Origin of the sequence: Streptococcus sp. k-163, from assembly GCF_013277555.1 — a bacterium.
Taxonomy (GTDB): Bacteria; Bacillota; Bacilli; order Lactobacillales; family Streptococcaceae; genus Streptococcus.
Genome location: NZ_VMND01000023.1, coordinates 31,820 through 53,052 on the forward strand (window position 1 = coordinate 31,820; position 21,233 = coordinate 53,052).

The 21,233-nt window shown below is 41.8% G+C and carries 18 protein-coding genes and 1 tRNA gene; 16 read left to right on the forward strand and 3 right to left on the reverse strand.

The window, feature by feature from the left end; translation table 11 throughout:
* Positions 1 to 105 precede the first annotated feature (105 nt).
* From HT731_RS08560 to ftsY, 16 genes are all read left to right on the forward strand, one after another.
* Complete coding sequence (locus tag HT731_RS08560) at positions 106 to 465, forward strand: YbaN family protein (protein ID WP_001237214.1); 360 nt, start codon at positions 106 to 108, stop codon at positions 463 to 465.
* Positions 466 to 555: 90 nt separating this feature from the next.
* On the forward strand, positions 556 to 1,188 hold the full coding sequence (locus tag HT731_RS08565; RefSeq protein ID WP_173278540.1) for a copper homeostasis protein CutC: 633 nt from the start codon (positions 556 to 558) through the stop codon (positions 1,186 to 1,188).
* Positions 1,189 to 1,231: 43 nt separating this feature from the next.
* Complete coding sequence (locus HT731_RS08570) at positions 1,232 to 1,888, forward strand: MmcQ/YjbR family DNA-binding protein (protein ID WP_173278542.1); 657 nt, start codon at positions 1,232 to 1,234, stop codon at positions 1,886 to 1,888.
* A gap of 313 nt (positions 1,889 to 2,201) precedes the next feature.
* Entirely contained in the window at positions 2,202 to 3,764 is a 1,563-nt protein-coding gene (locus HT731_RS08575; RefSeq protein ID WP_173278544.1) for a 2-isopropylmalate synthase, read from the forward strand.
* Positions 3,765 to 3,775: 11 nt separating this feature from the next.
* Positions 3,776 to 4,813: a 3-isopropylmalate dehydrogenase gene (leuB, locus tag HT731_RS08580; protein ID WP_173278546.1), complete on the forward strand. Its 1,038-nt coding sequence runs from the start codon at positions 3,776 to 3,778 to the stop codon at positions 4,811 to 4,813.
* Positions 4,810 to 5,079 (forward strand): DUF1294 domain-containing protein, encoded by a 270-nt coding sequence (locus tag HT731_RS08585; RefSeq protein ID WP_000762435.1) that lies wholly within the window; start codon positions 4,810 to 4,812, stop codon positions 5,077 to 5,079. The genes leuB and HT731_RS08585 overlap by 4 nt, the downstream gene beginning before the upstream one ends.
* A 3-nt stretch (positions 5,080 to 5,082) precedes the next feature.
* Entirely contained in the window at positions 5,083 to 6,465 is a 1,383-nt protein-coding gene (gene leuC, locus HT731_RS08590) for a 3-isopropylmalate dehydratase large subunit (protein WP_173278548.1), read from the forward strand.
* Between the two features lie 9 nt (positions 6,466 to 6,474).
* Positions 6,475 to 7,068 (forward strand): 3-isopropylmalate dehydratase small subunit, encoded by a 594-nt coding sequence (gene leuD / locus HT731_RS08595; RefSeq protein ID WP_173278549.1) that lies wholly within the window; start codon positions 6,475 to 6,477, stop codon positions 7,066 to 7,068.
* Between the two features lie 27 nt (positions 7,069 to 7,095).
* The gene (locus HT731_RS08600; RefSeq protein ID WP_173278551.1) at positions 7,096 to 7,875 is read left to right on the forward strand and encodes a Sua5/YciO/YrdC/YwlC family protein; all 780 of its coding nucleotides are present in this window, start codon (positions 7,096 to 7,098) and stop codon (positions 7,873 to 7,875) included.
* Positions 7,876 to 8,076: 201 nt separating this feature from the next.
* Positions 8,077 to 9,063, forward strand: a complete 987-nt coding sequence (locus HT731_RS08605; protein WP_173278553.1) for a GMP reductase — start codon at positions 8,077 to 8,079, stop codon at positions 9,061 to 9,063.
* 66 nt (positions 9,064 to 9,129) lie between these two features.
* Positions 9,130 to 9,201 (forward strand) — tRNA-Arg (locus HT731_RS08610).
* A gap of 182 nt (positions 9,202 to 9,383) precedes the next feature.
* Positions 9,384 to 10,082 carry a ribonuclease III gene (gene rnc, locus HT731_RS08615; RefSeq protein ID WP_000661486.1) on the forward strand — a complete coding sequence of 233 codons (699 nt, stop codon included), beginning with the start codon at positions 9,384 to 9,386 and terminating at the stop codon, positions 10,080 to 10,082.
* The gene (gene smc / locus HT731_RS08620) at positions 10,073 to 13,612 is read left to right on the forward strand and encodes a chromosome segregation protein SMC (RefSeq protein WP_061759732.1); all 3,540 of its coding nucleotides are present in this window, start codon (positions 10,073 to 10,075) and stop codon (positions 13,610 to 13,612) included. The genes rnc and smc overlap by 10 nt, the downstream gene beginning before the upstream one ends.
* Positions 13,609 to 14,403, forward strand: a complete 795-nt coding sequence (locus HT731_RS08625) for an HAD family hydrolase (protein WP_173278554.1) — start codon at positions 13,609 to 13,611, stop codon at positions 14,401 to 14,403. The genes smc and HT731_RS08625 overlap by 4 nt, the downstream gene beginning before the upstream one ends.
* On the forward strand, positions 14,403 to 15,221 hold the full coding sequence (locus tag HT731_RS08630) for a Cof-type HAD-IIB family hydrolase (RefSeq protein WP_173267949.1): 819 nt from the start codon (positions 14,403 to 14,405) through the stop codon (positions 15,219 to 15,221). The genes HT731_RS08625 and HT731_RS08630 overlap by 1 nt, the downstream gene beginning before the upstream one ends.
* A gap of 3 nt (positions 15,222 to 15,224) precedes the next feature.
* Positions 15,225 to 16,514: a signal recognition particle-docking protein FtsY gene (ftsY, locus tag HT731_RS08635; RefSeq protein WP_173278556.1), complete on the forward strand. Its 1,290-nt coding sequence runs from the start codon at positions 15,225 to 15,227 to the stop codon at positions 16,512 to 16,514.
* Positions 16,515 to 16,559: 45 nt separating this feature from the next.
* Here ftsY and zwf read toward each other — a convergent pair whose 3' ends face one another.
* The 3 genes from zwf to HT731_RS08650 all read right to left on the reverse strand — a co-directional run bounded on the left by zwf (position 16,560) and on the right by HT731_RS08650 (position 21,103).
* Positions 16,560 to 18,047: a glucose-6-phosphate dehydrogenase gene (zwf, locus tag HT731_RS08640; protein WP_061087922.1), complete on the reverse strand. Its 1,488-nt coding sequence runs from the start codon at positions 18,045 to 18,047 to the stop codon at positions 16,560 to 16,562.
* Positions 18,048 to 18,197: 150 nt separating this feature from the next.
* A complete protein-coding gene (locus HT731_RS08645; RefSeq protein WP_173278558.1) occupies positions 18,198 to 18,938 on the reverse strand; it encodes an amino acid ABC transporter ATP-binding protein in 741 nt (246 codons plus the stop codon).
* Positions 18,938 to 21,103: an ABC transporter substrate-binding protein/permease gene (locus HT731_RS08650; RefSeq protein ID WP_173278560.1), complete on the reverse strand. Its 2,166-nt coding sequence runs from the start codon at positions 21,101 to 21,103 to the stop codon at positions 18,938 to 18,940. Before HT731_RS08650 ends, HT731_RS08645 begins: the two co-directional genes overlap by 1 nt.
* Positions 21,104 to 21,233: the final 130 nt, after the last annotated feature.

Below are 21,233 nucleotides of genomic sequence, written 5' to 3' on the forward strand. Positions count from 1 at the left end.
TTTGAGGTTGCAGATAAGACTGACGAAGTCAGGAACCATACCTACGGTAAGGCGACGCTGACGTGGTTTGAAGAGATTTTCGAAGAGTATTAACTAGGAGAAGTTATGCGTCTTATCTATCTGATAATTGGTTTTTTATCACTAGCTTTGGCTATTGTTGGGGTTGTTTTACCCTTGTTGCCTACAACTCCCTTTCTTTTGCTGTCTATTGCTTGTTTCTCTAGAAGTTCCAAGCGTTTCGAAGACTGGCTCTATCATACCAAGCTCTATCAAGCATATGTAGCTGATTTTCGCGAGACCAAGTCTATTGCGCGTGAACGTAAGAAAAAAATTATCGTATCTATCTACATCTTGATGGGAATTTCTATTTACTTTGCCCCTCTCTTACCAGTCAAAATTGGTCTAGGAGCCTTGACTATCTTTATCACTTATTATCTCTTCAAGGTCATTCCGGACAAAGAATAAAAAATAGTAACTATTTTCCTTGATATAAATAAAAGAATATTTACAATAATATGATATAATAAATTCGAAGTAATAATCAAGGAGAATCAAATGATTTACGAATTTTGTGCTGAAAATGTGACCTTGCTTGAAAAAGCGATGCAGGCTGGAGCTCGTCGAATCGAACTCTGTGACAATCTTGCAGTTGGTGGGACAACTCCCAGCTATGGAGTGACCAAGGCAGCGGTTGAACTGGCTTCTGACTACGATACGACCATCATGACCATGATTCGTCCACGTGGTGGCGACTTTGTCTATAATGAACTAGAAATTGCTATCATGCTAGAAGACATTCGGTTGACTGCTCAGGCTGGAAGTCAAGGAGTTGTATTTGGAGCCTTAACTGCTGATAAGAAGTTGGATAAGGCTAATCTAGAGAAGCTGATTGCGGCATCCAAAGGGATGGAAATTGTCTTCCACATGGCCTTTGATGAATTGAGTGATGAAGATCAGTTGGAAGCCATTGACTGGCTCAGCCAAGCTGGAGTTACTCGTATCCTAACTCGTGCTGGTGTGTCTGGCGATTCACTAGAGAAACGTTTTGCTCACTATCACAGAATTTTGGAATATGCTAAAGGTAAAATTGAAATTTTACCAGGTGGGGGGATTGACTTGGACAACCGTCAAACCTTTATCGACCAGCTGGGTGTGACACAATTGCATGGAACCAAGGTTGTCTTTTAAAAAATAGAAAGGAACTGCTAGCTTTGGGTAGCAGTTTTCACTTATGTTTGAAATTTTTAAATCCTATCAGTTTAATCAAGAAAAGGCTCATGCTTTTGGTTTTGTAGAAAATAGTGGAGTCTGGACCTATAGTTGCCAGATTTTGCAGGGTGACTTTGTCATGACTGTGTCCATTACTGCTGATAATGTGAACTTTCAAGTCTTTGATCAGGAAACGGGCGACCTATATCCTCAAGTTCATATGGAAAGCATGAGGGGTAGTTTTGTCGGAAATGTCCGTGAGACTTGTCTGGAGATTCTTTACAAGATTCGGAAGGCTTGTTTTGATGTGCAAGATTTTATCTGTCCTCAGACTAAGCGAATCATGACTCAGGTTCAGGAACAGTATGGTAATCAGTTGGAGTATCTGTGGGAGAAATCGCCTGATACGGCAGTCTTAAGACATGAAGGCAATAAAAAGTGGTATGCCGTCTTGATGAAAATCTCTTGGGATAAGCTGGAAAAGGGCAGAGAAGGACAAGTGGAAACAGTCAATCTCAAACATGACCAAGTAGCTGATTTGCTTTCAAAAAAGGGCATTTATCCAGCTTTTCATATGAATAAACGCTACTGGATTAGTGTGGCGCTTGATAATACTTTATCAGATGAAGAAGTACTGGAATTGATGGAAAAAAGTTGGAACTTAACCACTAAAAAATGAAACATTTCAAGTTTTTTCAAGTACTTTCAATTAGCAAAATATTCTTTACTGAAGAAATTTTCAGAAAATATTGGATTTTTTCTTGACAACTACTTTTGGCTATGCTAAAATACTAAACAAGATATCAAACGAAGGAGAAAGTCAAACATGAAAACAGCTAAGTTTAATCAATTTGCTTTGTTGTTGAGGTACTCGGGCTAGTGCAAAATGCATTAGTCCTGTTTGGCTTACCAAGCGGGAGTAAATCAACATCTCGCTTGGGTTTCTGAGCGAGATGTTTTTTTACAACCATATTTGGAAAAGGGGAAATCACATGAGAATAGTTGAATTTCTAGATACTAGCCTTCGGGATGGAGAGCAGACACCTGGTGTTAATTTTTCAATCAAGGAAAAAATTGCCATTGCAAGGCAGCTGGAGAAATGGGGTATTTCAGCCATTGAAGCTGGTTTTCCGGCGGCTAGTCCAGATTCATTCACAGCAGTTCAGGAGATTGCAAAGGTCTTGAAGAAAACAGCGGTGACTGGTCTAGCCCGTTCTGTCAAGTCCGATATCGATGCTTGTTACGAGGCTCTCAAGGATGCCAAATATCCACAGGTTCATGTCTTTATTGCTACCAGTCCGATTCACCGCAAGTATAAGCTCAATAAGAGCAAGGAAGAGATTTTGGAAGCTATTAAGGAACATGTTTCTTATGCCTGTTCTAAGTTTGAAGTGGTCGAATTCTCTCCTGAGGATGCGACTAGAACAGAGTTGGATTTTCTCTTGCAAGTTGTTCAAACAGCTGTTGATGCAGGGGCGTCTTATATCAATATTCCTGATACAGTTGGTTTTACCACACCAGAAGAATACGGAGCTATTTTTAAATACTTGATTGAGAATGTTAAGACGGATCGTCAGATTATCTATTCGCCTCACTGTCACGATGACCTTGGCATGGCAGTAGCTAATAGCCTTGCTGCTGTTAAGAATGGAGCAGGACGAGTCGAAGGAACCATCAATGGTATCGGGGAGAGAGCTGGCAATGCTGCTTTGGAAGAAATTGCAGTGGCGCTCAATATTCGCCAAGATTACTACCAAGCTGAGACAAGCATTATCCTAAACGAAACCATCAATACGTCAGAAATGGTTTCTCGCTTCTCAGGTATTCCAGTTCCTAAAAACAAGGCGATTGTTGGAGGAAATGCCTTCTCTCACGAGTCTGGTATTCACCAAGATGGGATTCTTAAAAATCCTCTCACTTATGAGATTATCACCCCTGAATTGGTCGGTATCAAGAGTAACAGCCTCCCACTTGGAAAATTGTCTGGTCGCCATGCCTTTGTTGAGAAACTAAGAGAATTGGCCCTAGACTTTACAGAGGAGGACATCAAACCACTCTTTGCTAAGTTCAAGGCGCTGGCCGATAAGAAACAAGAAATCACAGATGCAGATATTCGTGCTCTAGTAGCTGGAACCATGGTTGAAAATCCAGAAGGTTTCCACTTTGATGATTTACAACTGCAAACCCATGCAGATAATGACATTGAAGCGCTTGTTAGCCTGGCTAATATGGATGGTGAGAAGGTCAAATTTAATGCGACAGGGAAAGGTTCTGTTGAGGCAATCTTTAACGCTATCGACAAGTTCTTTAATCAATCCGTTCGCTTGGTGTCCTATACCATTGATGCTGTGACAGATGGAATTGATGCCCAGGCTCGGGTCTTGGTCACTGTTGAAAACAGAGATACAGAAACCATCTTTAACGCAGCAGGTCTTGATTTCGATGTGTTGAAGGCTTCTGCTATTGCCTATATCAATGCTAATACTTTTGTTCAAAAAGAGAATGCTGGTGAGATGGGACGCAGTGTTTCCTATCGCGACATGCCTAGTATGTAAAGGAGAATGCTATGACAAAGAAAATAGTAGCTTTAGCAGGGGATGGAATCGGCCCAGAAATCATGGAGGCTGGGTTAGAGGTTCTGGAGGCTCTAGCTAAAAAAACAGGCTTTGATTATGAAATAGACAGACGACCTTTTGGAGGTGCAGGTATTGATGCAGCAGGGCATCCTTTACCTGATGAAACCCTCAAGGCAAGTAGAGAAGCAGATGCCATTCTTCTAGCGGCTATCGGTAGTCCTCAGTATGATGGAGCAGCGGTTCGGCCTGAACAAGGCTTGCTAGCTCTTCGTAAGGAACTCAATCTTTACGCTAATATTCGCCCTGTAAAAATCTTTGACAGTCTCAAGCATTTGTCACCACTCAAACCAGAACGAATTGCTGGTGTAGACTTTGTCGTGGTGCGTGAGTTGACAGGTGGGATTTACTTTGGAGATCATATTTTTGAAGAGCAAAAAGCGCGTGATATCAACGACTATAGCTATGAGGAAGTGGAGCGGATTATTCGCAAAGCCTTTGAAATTGCAAGAAATCGCAGAAAAATCGTTACTAGTATCGATAAGCAAAATGTTCTAGCGACCTCAAAACTCTGGCGGAAAGTAGCTGAGGAAGTCGCGCAGGATTTCCCAGATGTAACCTTGGAGCACCGGCTAGTCGACTCATCTGCTATGCTCATGATTACCAATCCTGCCAAGTTCGACGTCATCGTAACGGAAAATCTTTTTGGAGATATTCTCTCTGATGAATCAAGCGTTCTATCTGGTACACTTGGCGTCATGCCATCAGCCAGTCATTCTGAAAATGGACCAAGTCTCTATGAGCCCATTCACGGTTCAGCTCCTGATATTGCAGGTCAAGGAATTGCAAATCCTATTTCCATGATTTTATCAGTGGCCATGATGTTGAGAGATAGTTTTGGACGTTATGAGGATGCAGAGCGTATCGAGCGTGCTGTTGGGGCAAGTTTGGCAGCTGGTATATTAACGAGAGATATAGGAGGTCAGGCTTCGACCAAGGAAATGACAGAAGCCATTATTGCAAGGTTATGAAGTTAGATGAAAAAATTACTCTAGTCCTTTTGATTTGGAATGTCATCATTTTCTTGATTTATGGCATTGACAAATCCAAGGCAAGGAGAAGAACTTGGCGTATCCCAGAGAAAATCTTACTCATTTTAGCTCTTTCTTGTGGTGGTTTTGGTGCTTGGTTAGCAGGAATCAGCTTTCATCACAAGACTCGAAAATGGTACTTTAAAACAGTTTGGTTTCTTGGGATGGTGACCACACTATTAGCCTTATATGTTATTTGGAGGTAATGGATGGCAGGAAAATCGATTTTTGATAAATTATGGGACCGTCATGTCATCACAGGAGAAGAGGGGCAACCCCAGCTCATGTATGTGGATCAGCACTACATCCACGAGGTGACCAGTCCTCAGGCTTTTCAAGGACTGCGAGATGCAGGACGAAGATTGAGACGACCAGACTTGACATTTGGAACTTTTGACCACAATGTCCCGACGGTCAATATCTACGATATTAGAGATGTCATTTCCAAGGCTCAAATTGATAAGCTAGCTGAAAATGTTGAGGAGTTTGGGATTGAACATGCGGCCCACGGTTCCGAAAAGCAAGGAATCGTTCATATGGTGGGGCCAGAGACAGGACGGACCCAACCAGGAAAATTCATCGTCTGTGGAGACAGCCATACGGCAACTCACGGAGCTTTTGGAGCAATCGCCTTTGGAATTGGAACCAGTGAGGTCGAACATGTCTTTGCGACACAGACCCTCTGGCAGGTCAAACCTAAGAAAATGTTGGTTGAATTCACTGGTGTTCCTCAAAAGGGAGTCTATTCCAAGGACTTCATTTTAGCCTTGATTGCAAAGTACGGCGTTGCTTGCGGCGTTGGCTATGTGGTGGAATATCGGGGACAAGCGATTGATGCACTGAGCATGGAAGAGCGAATGACCATCTGCAACATGTCCATCGAGTTTGGTTCTAAGATGGGAATCATGAATCCGGACCAAACCACCTATGATTATCTAAAAGGACGGGAATGTGTTCCAGAGAACTTTGAAGAGGCAGTGGCAGATTGGAAAACAATTGTCAGTGATGAGGATGCCGTTTATGATAAGGTTATCCAGATGGATGTCTCAGACTTGGCTCCCATGGTGACCTGGGGGACCAATCCTGCTATGGGTGTTGACTTTGACAGTAGCTTCCCAGAAATTAAGGATATGAATGATGAGCGAGCCTACAACTACATGAACTTGGAACCAGGTCAAAAGCCAGCAGATATTGAACTGGGCTATATCTTTATCGGTTCATGTACCAATGCTCGTCTCAGCGACTTGCAACTTGCTGCGCGATTTGTCAAAGGGAAGAAAATTGCTCCCAACTTAACGGCTATCGTAGTCCCAGGCTCTCGTCCTGTCAAACGAGCTGCTGAGAAGTTGGGCTTGGATAAAGTTTTCTTAGATGCTGGATTTGAGTGGAGAGACCCAGGTTGCTCTATGTGCCTAGGGATGAATCCTGACAAGGTACCAGATGGTGTCCACTGCGCTTCAACCAGCAACCGTAACTTTGAAGACAGACAGGGCTTTGGTGCTAAGACTCATCTCTGTAGTCCAGCTATGGCAGCTGCGGCAGCTATCGCCGGGCGCTTCGTAGATGTTCGGCTAATGCCAGAGGCCCAGTAAGGAGAGGATATGGAGAAATTCACAGTTTATACAGGAACGACCGTTCCTCTTATGAATGATAACATCGACACCGACCAAATCCTACCCAAGCAGTTTCTCAAGTTAATTGATAAAAAAGGCTTTGGTAAGTACCTCATGTATGCTTGGCGTTATCTGGATGATCTCTATACTGAGGATCCAGACTTTGTCTTTAACAGATCTGAATACCGTAAAGCAACTATACTCATCTCAGGGGATAACTTTGGGGCAGGTTCTTCGAGAGAACACGCAGCTTGGGCTCTAGCAGACTATGGTTTTAAAGTCGTGATTGCAGGGTCTTTTGGTGATATTCATTACAATAATGAACTCAATAATGGCATGTTGCCTATTGTACAGCCTAGAGAGGTTAGAGAGAAACTAGCCCAGCTAAAACCAACCGACCAGGTAACTGTGGACTTGGAACAACAAAAAATCATCTCACCAATTGGAGAATTCACTTTTGAAATCGATAGCGAATGGAAACACAAACTCTTAAATGGTTTGGATGATATTGGTATTACTTTGCAGTATGAAGATTTGATTGCTTCTTATGAAAAACAAAGACCAGCCTACTGGCAGGATTAGAAGAAAAATAGAAAAGGAAATAGAACTATGACAAAACACATTCAATGGAACGGAACACTTTCACAAGAAGGCTATGATATTTTAAAAGGTGAGGGCGGATGTATCGTTTGTCCTACAAAAGTTGGCTACATTATTATGACTAGCGACAAGGCAGGACTTGAGCGCAAGTTCGCAGCTAAAGAGCGTAACCGTAACAAACCAGGTGTTGTTCTCTGCGGTAGCATGGATGAGCTTCGTGCTTTAGCACAACTTAACCCAGAAATTGAAGCCTTCTACCAAAAACATTGGGATGAAGATATTCTTCTTGGTTGTATCCTTCCTTGGAAACCAGAAGCCTTTGAAAAACTCAAAGCATACGGTGATGGCCGTGAAGAACTCATGACTGACGTGCGTGGAACGAGCTGTTTCGTTATTAAGTTCGGGAAAGCAGGTGAACAATTGGCTACCAAACTTTGGGAAGAAGGCAAGATGGTTTATGCCTCATCAGCTAACCCATCTGGAAAAGGAAACCGTGGTAAGGTAGAAGGTATCGGAGAACGTATCGAAGGAGCAGTGGATCTTGTCATCGAAGCAGACGACTATGTGGCATCTATCCAGCCTGACAAAACGATTGAAACACGCTATGAGCAAGGTGTGATGGTCTCTATGGTCGATAAAGACGGAAAACTCATCCCAGAACAAGGAGGAGCACGCTCAACTTCACCAGCTCCAGTTGTGATCCGCAAAGGGCTTGACATTGATAAAATCATGATGCATTTGTCAGATACCTTTAACTCATGGGACTACCGCCAGGGTGAGTATTATTAGGATAGAGAAGAACTGGGGAGAAAATAATCTCTCCTCTTTCTTTTATTATTTACACAAGTAAAATCCGAACATTATAATTTAATTCATAAAAATATTTGACAAAAACTGTACTTTGTTTTATAATAAATTAAGGAAACGTCGGAAAAGGCGTAGTGATGCGAGAGCATAGGTAGGTCATTACAAAAGAAACGAGACATCGATATGTTAAATGAATTTCCAATTTTTGATTACGAAGATATTCAATTGATTCCAAATAAATGTGTCATTAAAAGCCGTGCAGAAGCGGATACAAGTGTCACTTTAGGAAATCACACCTTTAAACTACCTGTTGTGCCAGCTAATATGCAGACGATTTTGGATGAAAATGTAGCAGAGCAACTAGCTAAAGGTGGTTACTTCTACATTATGCACCGTTTTGATGAGGCGGGACGCATTCCCTTTATTAAACGCATGCACGATCAAGGGCTCATTGCTTCCATTTCTGTCGGTGTTAAGGACTACGAGTATGATTTCGTTAGCCAGCTGAAGGCTGATGTTCCTGAGTACATCACGATTGACATTGCCCACGGTCATGCGGATAGCGTGATTTCTATGATTCAACACATTAAAAAAGAATTGCCAGATACCTTTGTCATTGCTGGAAATGTGGGAACACCAGAAGCTGTACGTGAATTGGAGAATGCTGGTGCAGATGCTACTAAGGTCGGAATCGGACCTGGTAAGGTTTGTATTACCAAGGTTAAGACTGGTTTTGGTACAGGTGGTTGGCAATTGGCTGCCCTTCGTTGGTGTGCCAAGGCTGCACGTAAACCGATTATCGCTGATGGAGGAATTCGTACTCATGGTGATATTGCCAAGTCTATCCGCTTCGGTGCCAGCATGGTCATGATTGGTTCCCTCTTTGCAGGACATATTGAAAGTCCAGGGAAAACGATTGAAGTCGATGGTGAACAATTCAAAGAATATTATGGTTCAGCCTCACAATATCAAAAAGGTGCTTACAAAAATGTGGAGGGCAAACGAATCTTGCTTCCTGCAAAAGGTCATCTGCAAGATACTTTAACTGAGATGGAACAAGACCTTCAAAGTGCTATTTCTTATGCAGGTGGACGTCAGGTTGCTGACCTTAAACATGTTGATTATGTTATCGTGAAAAACTCCATCTGGAATGGGGATGCTTCCCACTAAGACGGCCTATCTCACTAGAAAAAAACTTGTTATTAGAGCAAATTTCTGTTATAATAAAACAAGTTTCCACCCTTAGTGTAATGGATATCACGTAAGATTCCGGTTCTTGAGATGGGGGTTCGATTCCCTCAGGGTGGATGTAAACATCCTAAAAAGCCTTTAATAGGGCTTTTTTCTTTATCTTACCCCAAGTTTTTCCCTAAAACTGAAAATCATATTCTATAGAATGCCCAACTCTCCTCCAGTCCCGTTTTAGAGTGACTCAGGGGGCTTTTTTTGATATAATAAAAAGGACTGCTATCAGTTAGAAAGAGGTTGGTATGAAAGAATTACAAACTGTACTAAAGAACCATTTTGCAATCGAATTTGCAGACAAAAATTTACTGGAGACTGCCTTCACTCATACGAGTTATGCCAATGAGCACCGCCTCTTAAAAATTTCACACAATGAACGCTTGGAATTTTTAGGAGACGCTGTTCTACAGTTATTGATTTCAGAATATCTATATAAAAAATATCCTAAAAAGCCTGAGGGTGATTTGTCCAAACTCCGTGCTATGATTGTCCGTGAGGAGAGTTTGGCTGGTTTTGCGCGTGATTGCCAGTTTGATCAGTTTATCAAGCTTGGTAAAGGGGAAGAAAAATCTGGGGGGCGCAATCGTGACACCATTCTTGGTGATGCCTTTGAGGCCTTTCTAGGTGCCCTTCTTTTGGATAAGGATGTGGCCAAGGTCAAGGAATTTATCTATCAAGTCATGATTCCTAAGGTTGAAGCAGGCGAGTTTGAGATGATTACAGACTACAAAACCCATCTCCAAGAGTTACTTCAGGTCAATGGGGATGTGGCTATTCGTTATCAGGTAATTTCTGAAACGGGTCCTGCCCACGATAAGGTTTTTGATGTAGAAGTTCTTGTTGAAGGTAAGAGCATTGGTCAAGGCAAAGGTCGTTCTAAGAAATTAGCAGAGCAGGAAGCTGCCAAAAATGCCGTCGAGAAAGGGCTGGATTCATGTATTTAAAGGAAATCGAAATTCAGGGATTCAAGTCTTTTGCTGATAAGACCAAGGTTGTCTTTGACCAAGGTGTGACGGCAGTTGTTGGCCCCAATGGATCTGGAAAGTCGAATATTACAGAAAGTCTGCGTTGGGCCTTGGGGGAGTCTAGTGTCAAGAGTCTCCGTGGCGGCAAGATGCCGGATGTCATTTTTGCTGGAACTGAAAGTCGCAAACCGCTCAATTATGCTTCTGTAGTTGTGACTTTGGATAATAATGACGGATTTATCAAGGACGCAGGTCAAGAAATCAGGGTAGAACGCCATATCTATCGTAGTGGAGATAGCGAATACAAAATTGACGGCAAGAAAGTCCGTCTGCGTGATATTCATGATCTTTTCTTGGATACAGGTTTGGGACGAGATTCCTTCTCCATCATTTCCCAAGGAAAGGTTGAGGAAATTTTTAATTCCAAACCTGAGGAACGCCGTGCTATTTTTGAAGAAGCTGCTGGGGTTTTAAAATACAAGACTCGCAGAAAAGAAACTGAGAGCAAACTGCAGCAAACTCAGGATAATCTAGACCGTCTTGAAGACATTATCTACGAGTTGGATAATCAAATCAAGCCTCTTAAAAAGCAAGCTGAAAATGCTCGTAAGTTTCTAGACTTGGAAGGTCAACGCAAGGCTATTTACTTAGATGTCCTGGTTGCTCAAATCACGGAAAATAAGGCTGAATTAGAGTTGACAGAAGAAGAGTTGGCTCAGGTTCAGGAACTCTTGACGAGCTACTACCAGAAGCGTGAAAAATTAGAAGAAGAAAATCAGAATCTCAAGAAGCAACGTCAAGATTTACAGGCTGAAATGGCCAAAGATCAGGGCAGTTTGATGGACTTGACCAGTCTGATTAGTGATTTAGAGAGAAAATTAGCCCTATCTAAACTAGAATCTGAGCAAGTAGCCCTCAATCAACAGGAAGCACAAGCTCGTTTGGCTGCTTTGGAAGATAAGAGAAAATCACTCAGCAAAGAAAAATCTGATAAGGAAAGCTCTTTAGCCCTTTTAGAAGAAAATCTAATCCAAAATAATCAAAAACTCAATCGTTTAGAAGCTGAATTACTAGCTTTTTCAGATGATCCTGACCAGATGATTGAGCTCTTACGTGAACGCTTTGTGGCTCTTCTACAAGAAGAAGCCGATGTCTCAAACCAACTGACCCGCATCGAGAATGAGTTGGAAAATAGCCGTCAGCTTTCTCAAAAACAAGCAGATCAACTAGAAAAGCTCAAAGAACAACTAGCTTCAGCTAAAGAGAAGGCTAGTCAGCAAGAGGCTGAGCTTGAAACTGCTAAGGAGCAGGTTCAGAAATTATTGGCTGATTACCAAGTCTGTGCCAAGGAGCAAGAGGAGCAGAAAACTTCCTATCAAGCTCAACAAAGTCAACTCTTTGACCGTCTGGATAGTCTTAAAAACAAACAGGCTAGAGCCCAGAGTTTGGAAAATATCCTGAGAAATCACAGTAACTTTTACGCGGGTGTTAAGAGTGTTCTCCAAGAAAAAGACCGCCTTGGTGGGATTATTGGTGCAGTCAGTGAGCATTTAACTTTTGATGTGCGTTATCAAACTGCCCTAGAGATTGCGCTTGGAGCGAGTAGTCAGCATATCATCGTAGAAGATGAAGAGTCGGCAACTAGAGCCATTGATTTCCTTAAACGGAACAGAGCCGGTCGTGCAACCTTCCTTCCGTTGACGACGATCAAGGCGCGTACGATTTCAAGCCAGAATCAAGATGCTATCGCATCAAGTCCGGGATTTTTGGGTATGGCAGATGAGTTGGTTACTTTTGATACTAGACTGGAATCCATTTTCAAGAACTTACTAGCTACGACGGCTATCTTTGATACTGTAGAACATGCGCGTGCAGCCGCGCGCCAAGTTCGTTATCAGGTTCGTATGGTCACTTTGGACGGCACAGAGTTGCGCACGGGTGGTTCTTATGCAGGTGGTGCCAATCGCCAGAATAACAGCATTTTCATCAAGCCAGAACTGGAACAATTGCAAAAAGAAATTGCTGAAGAAGAAGCAAGCTTGCGTTCAGAAGAGGCGAGTTTGAAGACCTTGCAAGATGAGATGGCTAGATTGACAGAAAGATTAGAAGCCATCAAATCTCAGGGGGAGCAGGCACGTATTCAGGAGCAAGGCTTGTCCCTCGCTTATCAGCAGACCAGCCAACAAGTTGAAGAACTGGAAACTCTTTGGAAACTTCAAGAAGAGGAATTAAATCGTCTTTCTGACGGAGATTGGCAAGTAGATAAAGAAAAATACCAAGAGCGCCTTGCTACTATTGCCAGTGACAAGCAAAATCTGGAAGCTGAGATTGAAGAGATTAAGTCTAACAAAAACGCCATCCAAGAACGTTATCAGACCTTGCAAGAAGAGGTAGCGCAAGCTCGCTTGCTTAAGACAGAACTGCAAGGGCAAAAACGTTATGAAGTGGCTGATATTGAACGCCTAGGTAAGGAACTAGATAATCTCGATCTTGAACAAGATGAAATCCAACGCCTTCTTCAAGAAAAGGTTGATAATATTGAGAAGGTTGATACAGAACTGCTCAGTCAACAGGCTGAAGAAGCTAAAAACCAGAAAACAAATCTCCAACAAGGTTTGATTCGCAAGCAGTTTGAGTTGGATGATATTGAAGGTCAGCTGGATGATATTGCTAGTCATTTGGACCAGGCTCGCCAACAGAATGAGGAGTGGATTCGCAAGCAAACACGTGCTGAAGCCAAGAAAGAAAAGATCAGCGAGCGCTTGCGCCATTTACAAAGCCAATTAACAGACCAATACCAGATTAGCTATACTGAAGCACTAGAAAAGGCACATGAATTGGAAAACCTCAATCTGGCAGAGCAAGAGGTGCAGGATTTAGAGAAGGCTATTCGCTCACTGGGTCCTGTCAATTTGGATGCTATTGAACAGTACGAAGAAGTTCACAGCCGTCTGGATTTCCTCAATAGCCAAAGTGATGACATTTTGTCAGCGAAAAACCTGCTCCTTGAGACCATTACAGAGATGAATGATGAGGTCAAGGAACGCTTTAAATCAACCTTTGAAGCCATTCGTGAATCCTTTAAAGTGACCTTCAAGCAGATGTTTGGCGGAGGTCAGGCGGACCTCATTTTGACTGAGGGAGACTTGCTGACAGCTGGGGTTGAGATTTCTGTTCAACCGCCAGGTAAGAAAATCCAGTCTCTCAACCTTATGAGTGGTGGTGAAAAAGCCCTGTCGGCTCTTGCTTTGCTCTTCTCCATTATCCGTGTAAAGACCATTCCTTTTGTTATCTTGGATGAGGTAGAGGCTGCACTGGATGAAGCCAATGTTAAACGTTTCGGGGATTACCTCAATCGATTTGACAAGGACAGCCAGTTTATCGTTGTGACACACCGTAAGGGAACCATGGCAGCGGCTGATTCTATCTATGGAGTGACCATGCAAGAATCAGGTGTGTCAAAAATTGTTTCGGTGAAGTTAAAAGATTTAGAAAGTATTGAAGGATGACAATTAAACTAGTAGCAACAGATATGGACGGAACTTTTCTAGATGGAAACGGACGCTTTGATATGGATCGCCTCAAGTCTCTCTTGGCTTCCTACAAGGAAAAAGGGATTTACTTTGCAGTGGCTTCAGGGCGTGGATTTCTGTCTCTAGAAAAATTATTTGCTGATGTTCGTGATGACATTATTTTTATCGCTGAAAATGGCAGTTTGGTAGAATATCGAGGTCAAGACTTGTATGAAGCGACCATGTCTCGTGAGTTTTATCTGGCAACTTTTGAAAAGCTGAAAACTTCACCTTATGTAGACATCAATAAATTACTCTTGACGGGCAAAAAAGGCTCTTATGTTCTGGATACGGTTGATGAGACCTATTTGAAAGAGAGCCAGCATTATAATGAAAATATCCAAAAAGTAGCGAGTTTGGAAGATATCACAGATGACATTTTCAAATTTACAACCAATTTCACAGAAGAAACGCTAGAAGCTGGGGAAGCTTGGGTAAACGAAAACGTTCCTGGTGTGAAGGCTATGACAACTGGCTTTGAATCCATTGATATTGTTCTGGACTATGTCGATAAGGGTGTGGCTATTGTTGAATTAGCTAAAAAACTTGGCATCACAATGGATCAGGTTATGGCTTTTGGAGACAATCTAAATGACTTGCATATGATGCAGGTTGTAGGACATCCTGTAGCTCCTGAAAATGCACGACCTGAAATTTTAGAATTAGCAGAGACTGTGATTGGTCACCATAAAGACCAGTCGGTTATAGCTTATATGGAGGGCTTATAATGGCAGATATAAAATTGATTGCATTGGACTTGGATGGGACCTTGCTAACTACTGATAAAAGGCTGACGGATCGTACTAAGGCAACCTTGAAAGCAGCGCGTGATCGTGGTATCAAGGTCGTATTAACAACTGGTCGTCCCTTAAAAGCTATGGATTTCTTTCTCCATGAGCTAGGGACTGACGGTCAGGAAGATGAGTATACGATTACCTTTAATGGTGGTTTGGTTCAGAAGAATACAGGTGAAATCCTTGATAAAACAGTCTTTTCATATGATGATGTGGCACGTTTGTATGAAGAAACAGAGAAATTATCACTGCCTCTTGATGCCATCTCAGAAGGAACTGTTTATCAAATCCAATCGGACCAAGAAAGTCTTTATGCCAAATTCAATCCAGCATTGACCTTTGTTCCAGTGGCCTTTGAAGACCTATCCAGCCAAATGACCTATAATAAATGTGTGACTGCCTTTGCTCAAGAACCCTTGGATGCAGCCATTCAGAAGATTTCTCCAGAATTGTTTGACCAATATGAAATCTTTAAATCACGTGAAATGTTGCTAGAGTGGTCACCAAAGAATGTTCATAAAGCAACAGGTTTGGCAAAACTAATCAGCCATCTTGGAATCGACCAAAGTCAAGTTATGGCCTGTGGTGATGAGGCCAATGACCTTTCTATGATTGAGTGGGCAGGGCTCGGTGTTGCCATGCAAAACGCTGTTCCTGAAGTTAAGGCAGTCGCAAATGTGGTAACTCCAATGACCAATGATGAGGAAGCTGTCGCCTGGGCTATCGAAGAATATGTGCTAAAGGAGAACTAAGATATGGGATTATTTGACCGTCTATTCGGAAAAAAAGAAGAACCTAAAATCGAAGAAGTTGTAAAAGAAGCTCTGGAAAATCTTGATTTGTCTGAAGATGTTGAGCCTTCTCTTACAGAAGCTGAGGAAGTTCCTCATGAAGAAGCAGAAGTTGAAAGTTCTGAAGAAGCTGTGTTTGAAGAAGACGAAAATCAAGAGACAGTTGAAGAAAGTCTGGATTCAGAGTCAACTGTAGAAGTTTCTCAAGAAGAAATAGAAGAATTTCCAACATCAGAAGAAGTTATAGATGAAGAGGATACTGAGCTTCTAGAGACTGTAGAAGAAAATAGTTTTGAAGTTCTTGAAGCAGAAAGGCCTCAAGCAGAAGAAACTGTTCAGGAAAAATATGACCGTAGTCTTAAGAAAACTCGTACAGGCTTCGGTGCCCGCTTGAATGCCTTCTTTGCTAATTTCCGCTCTGTCGATGAAGAATTCTTCGAGGAGTTGGAAGAACTGTTGATCATGAGTGACGTTGGTGTCCAAGTCGCTTCTAACTTAACAGAGGAGCTACGTTACGAAGCCAAGCTTGAAAACGCCAAGAAACCCGAAGCACTTCGCCGTGTCATCATTGAGAAATTGGTTGAACTTTATGAAAAAGGTGGCAACTACGATGAAAGAATCCACTTCCAAGATGGCTTGACAGTCATGCTCTTTGTTGGGGTTAATGGTGTTGGGAAAACAACTTCTATCGGGAAACTAGCCCACCGCTACAAACAAGCAGGTAAGAAAGTCATGTTGGTTGCGGCAGATACCTTCCGTGCAGGAGCAGTGGCCCAGCTAGCTGAATGGGGCCGTCGTGTGGACGTTCCAGTTGTGACTGGACCTGAAAAAGCTGACCCAGCCAGTGTGGTCTTTGATGGCATGGAACGTGCCGTGGCTGAAGGTATCGATATTCTCATGATTGATACTGCTGGTCGTTTGCAAAACAAAGAAAACTTAATGGCAGAATTGGAAAAGATTGGTCGTATCATCAAACGTGTTGTGCCAGAAGCCCCTCATGAAACTTTCTTGGCTCTTGATGCATCAACAGGTCAGAATGCCTTGGTACAGGCCAAAGAATTTTCGAAAATCACACCTTTAACGGGAATTGTCTTGACTAAGATTGATGGAACTGCTCGAGGTGGTGTTGTTTTAGCCATCCGTGAAGAACTCAATATTCCTGTAAAATTGATTGGTTTTGGTGAAAAAATCGATGATATTGGAGAGTTTAACTCAGAAAACTTTATGAAAGGTCTCTTGGAAGGCTTAATCTAATCAGAAGCAAAAATCCTGCAAGGCATAAACTTGCAGGAAATTTTTTTATTCTAAACGACCATCTTGACGGTAGGCGATATCTGGTTGCCAAGTCCATTTGGCACCGAATTTTTCAAGTAAGTCAAAGCTAGCTTGAGGTCCCATGCTTCCAGCTTTATAGTCATGAAGTGGGGCACCATTTTCAGCCCAGAGCTCTTCGATACGGTCAATCAATTTCCATGAGGCACCAACTTCATCCCAGTGGCTAAAGTTAGTTGAGTTGTTATTTAAGACATCATAAATCAATTTCTCGTATGGTTCTGGAGAAGCACCAGTTGCGGTCGCATCTGTACGGTAATCAAGTGAGTTAGGAGCTAAGTTGAATTCTTCTCCTACCTGTTTCCCATTTAGGCTAAGAGAGAATCCTTCTGTTGGTTGGATATAGATGGTCAAAATGTTTGGAGCAAGTGGCTCACCAAAGATAGAATCCATTTGTTTAAAGACAATGTTGACATGAGTTCCTTTTTCAGTCAGACGTTTACCCGTACGGAAGAAGAAAGGAACACCACGGAATCGATCGCTGTCTACAAAGAAGGCACCAGACGCAAAGGTTTCAGTTGTTGATTCTGGATTAACATTTGGCTCGCTACGATAAGAGATGTATTTCATTCCATCAATCTTACCTGAACGGTATTGACCACGGATAAAGTGTTCTTTAAGCTCTTCATCTGTTGGATGATAGAGGTTTTTAAAGACCTTAATCTTCTCAGCGCGAATCTCGTCCTTTGTGAAGCTTGCTGGCTTGTCCATGGCAAGGAGAGAAAGGAGTTGTAGAGTGTGGTTTTGAACCATGTCACGGAGGGCACCAGATTCATCATAGTAGCCACCACGTTCTTCTACGCCTAAGCGCTCAGCAAAGGTAATTTGAACATTGTCGATAAAATCCTTGTTCCAAACGTTTTCAAAAATCAAGTTTGCAAAGCGAACTGCAAAGATACTTTGGATCATTTCCTTACCAAGATAATGGTCAATACGGAAAATTTGTTCTTCGTCAAATGTTGCTAGGAGCTCGTCATTCAACTTGCTTGCGCTTGCGTAATCTGTACCAAACGGTTTTTCAACGATTAAACGCTCAAAACCTTTACCGTCTACGATGTTTTCAGACTTGAGGTGTTTGGCAATAGTTCCAAAGAACTGAGGTGCCATAGACAAGAAGAAGAGCTTGTTGTCTTCAGCTTGGTACTTGTCATTTAGTTCAGCCTGCAATTGACGCAAAGAAATGTAGTGTTCTGTATCATTGACATCATGACTTTGATAGTAGAAGTGGCTAGCGAACTCTTGAGCCTGTTCGGTACTATCTGCCAAATCAAGGATAGATTCGACAACAACAGATTCAAAATATTCCTTGCTCCAAGGACGACGGGCAGTTCCAATAACTGCAAAGTGCTTGGAAAGATTGCCGGATTTATAAAGTCTAAAAAGGGAAGGGTAGAGCTTGCGTTTAGCCAGGTCTCCACTCGCACCGAAAATTGTAACAATAACCTTAGATGACATCTAGCTACCTAATTTCTATTTTTATTCCTAGTCTTACTAGGTATGAGGAAATCTCATTTCATAAACTTAATTCTAACATAATTTTCCGAAAAATCAAAAAATCCAATACGAGATAGAAAAAAACTGCAAGGAAATCCTTACAGTTTGAGGTTAGACGTTTAAGACCTTGTCCAAGAAATCTTTCAGACGTGGGTGCTGCGGGTTATCAAAGATTTGATCAGGTGTTCCGTCTTCAAGAAACTCGCCATCTGCAGTAAAGATAACGCGGTTAGCAACTTGACGAGCAAATCCCATCTCATGGGTTACGATAATCATGGTCATGCCTTGCTCAGCCAATTCCTTCATAACGTTCAGTACGTCTCCAACCATCTCAGGGTCAAGGGCAGAAGTAGGTTCATCGAAGAGCATGATGTCTGGATTCATTGCTAGTCCACGAGCGATGGCTACACGTTGCTTTTGACCACCTGATAGGCTATCTGGGTTGGCATTAGCTTTATCTGCTAGCCCAACTTTCTCAAGCAACTCCATTCCCAATTTCTCAGCTTCTTCCTTAGTCATCAACTTGTGCTCAATGGGAGCAAAGGTGATGTTGTTCAAAACAGACATATGTGGGAAAAGATTGAAGTGTTGGAACACCATTCCGATATTTTCACGGACGTGGTCAACGTTGGTAGTTTTTTCAGTTAAGTCATAGCCGTTCACAGTGATATGACCACTCGTAACTTCTTCTAGAAGATTGAGACTACGAAGGAAAGTTGACTTACCAGAACCTGAAGGCCCGATGATACAGACAACGTCTCCTTCATAGAACTTAGTCGTAATTCCTTTTAGGACCTTATTTTTTCCATATTGCTTATGTAAGTCATTTACATCAATTTTTAATTTTGCCATTAACGAATCCTCTTTTCTAAGCGTTTCGCTAGTCTAGTCAAAAGTGTGATAATTACAAGATAGAAGATAGCAAGGATTGCATACATCTTGAAACTTTGGTAGTTACGGGCAATGATAATCTTACCAGTTTGGAAGAGTTCAACCAAACCGATAGCAGATACGATAGTTGTATCTTTAAGAGCGATAACGAATTGGTTAACAAAGTTTGGCAACATTAATTTAGTTGCTTGTGGCAAGATAATCTTACGCATGGTTTTGCCATAAGAAATCCCCAAGCTTCGGCTGGCTTCCATTTGACCAACTGGAACGGCCTGAATACCACCACGAACGATTTCAGCGATATAAGCGGCTGCATTGAGCGAAAGGGCAATGGTACCAGCTACAAAGTCGTTAATTGGACTTTGTTGTCCTGTGATAGACTCGATGAAGTTTGGAATTCCCCAGAAGATGAAGGCTGCAAGAATCATCAATGGAATACCACGGATAACGTCAACGAAAATCTCAGAAATCACACGAAGAGATTTGTAGGGGCTGACACTAAACATACCGAAGATAATCCCGATAACAATAGCAATAGCAAATGAGATAAGAGCTAGAGCAAGAGTGATACCAAGCCCGCTAAGGAGCTGTTTGTAGTTGTTTTGAAGCAAGCCCCAGATTGTGGTTTCATCAACAGTGCTTGTTGAAGTAGATGAAGATTCGCTAGCTAGGTATTTGTCAAGAATCTTTTGGAATTCTCCGTTTGCTTTAAGGTTTGCAAGCCCGTTGTTGAACATTTCAATCAATTCTGGATTTGCTCCTTTTTTAACAGCAAAAGCTGTTTCACCGATTGGAGTTCCAGCGATTGGTGTTTTCAATTTTTGACCTTGGCTGATAGAATATTTGAGAACAGGCTCATCATCCATAACGGCATCGATGGCACCAGTGTTTAAACTGTCATACATTGATGAACCGTCAGCGAAAGTTTTGATTTTGTAACCGTATTTGCTTTGATTTTCTGTTAGGAAGGTTTGAGAAGCAGTTCCGTTTTTAACACCAACTGTCTTCCCTTTCAAATCATCATAAGAAGCAATAGTGCTTGATTCTTTGACACCAAGGATAGTATTGGCAGTGTAGTAGGATTCTGAGAAGTCAAAAGTTGCCTTACGAGCATCTGTGACAGACATACCAGCAATGATAGCATCAGCTTGACCAGCTTGGACAGCACTGATAGCTGCATCGAAACCAGGGTTGGTAATTTCAATTTCAAAACCTTGGTCTTTAGCGATGGCCTTAATCAAGTCCATATCAATACCAGTAAATTGGTTGCTTGAATTTTGGAAAACAAAAGGTGCAAAAGAAGAATCGCTGGCAATGATATATTTAGCTTTAACAGGAATAGCTTTTAAGCCCGCTAGAGTAGTTGTAGTTGGCACTGCTGAAGACGATGAAGCAGTCCATTTCTTGATGATTTTATCAAGACTACCATCTTTTTTCATTTCAGTCAAGGCTTGGTTAAATTCAGTAACCAGGTGCTCGTATTTGCTTCCTTTTTTCACACCGAAAGCAAAACTTCCCACAGCTTCACCATCCATTTCAATATGGAGGTCTTGACCTTGGTTAATGGCATATTCGATAACAGGTTTGTCATCCATCATGGCATCGATGGCACCAGCACTCAAGCTGTTGTTCATCAAATCACCAGTGTCAAATGTTTTAATGCTAAAGCCATATTTATCCTTAATACTTTCAAGGAAACGTTGAGCGGCAGTACCGTTTTTAACACCAACAGTTTTACCTTTTAATTGTTCATACTGACTAATCTTGTGTGACTTTGTAGTTGCAATGACAACTTTTGTATCATAGTAAGTATCAGACATGGTGAAAACTTTTTCACGCTCTGCAGTTTTTGTCATTCCTGCCATAATTGCGTCAGCTTGACCAGCTTGAACCGCATTTACCGCTGCGTCAAATCCAGGATAAGACATCTGAATATTCCATCCTTTAATCTCTGCGACTTTATTAATAATGTCAACATCGATTCCTTTATAAGTTTGATCTGAATCTTTAAACTCAAAAGGTGCATAGGCGGTATCAGAAACAATCTTAATCGTTTCAGCTTTCGCAATACCTAATGAGAAAATTGGGAATAAAATTAGCAAAAATGCTAGAAATTTTTTCTTCATTTTTAGTCTCCTTTTCCGAATATTTTCCCATTATATCAGAAAAATTAAAAAAAGGCAAATTTTTATATTTCTGTGTCAGAAAATATAACATAAAAGCCCCTTTATTTCTTTCTTGAACTGCTACCACAAA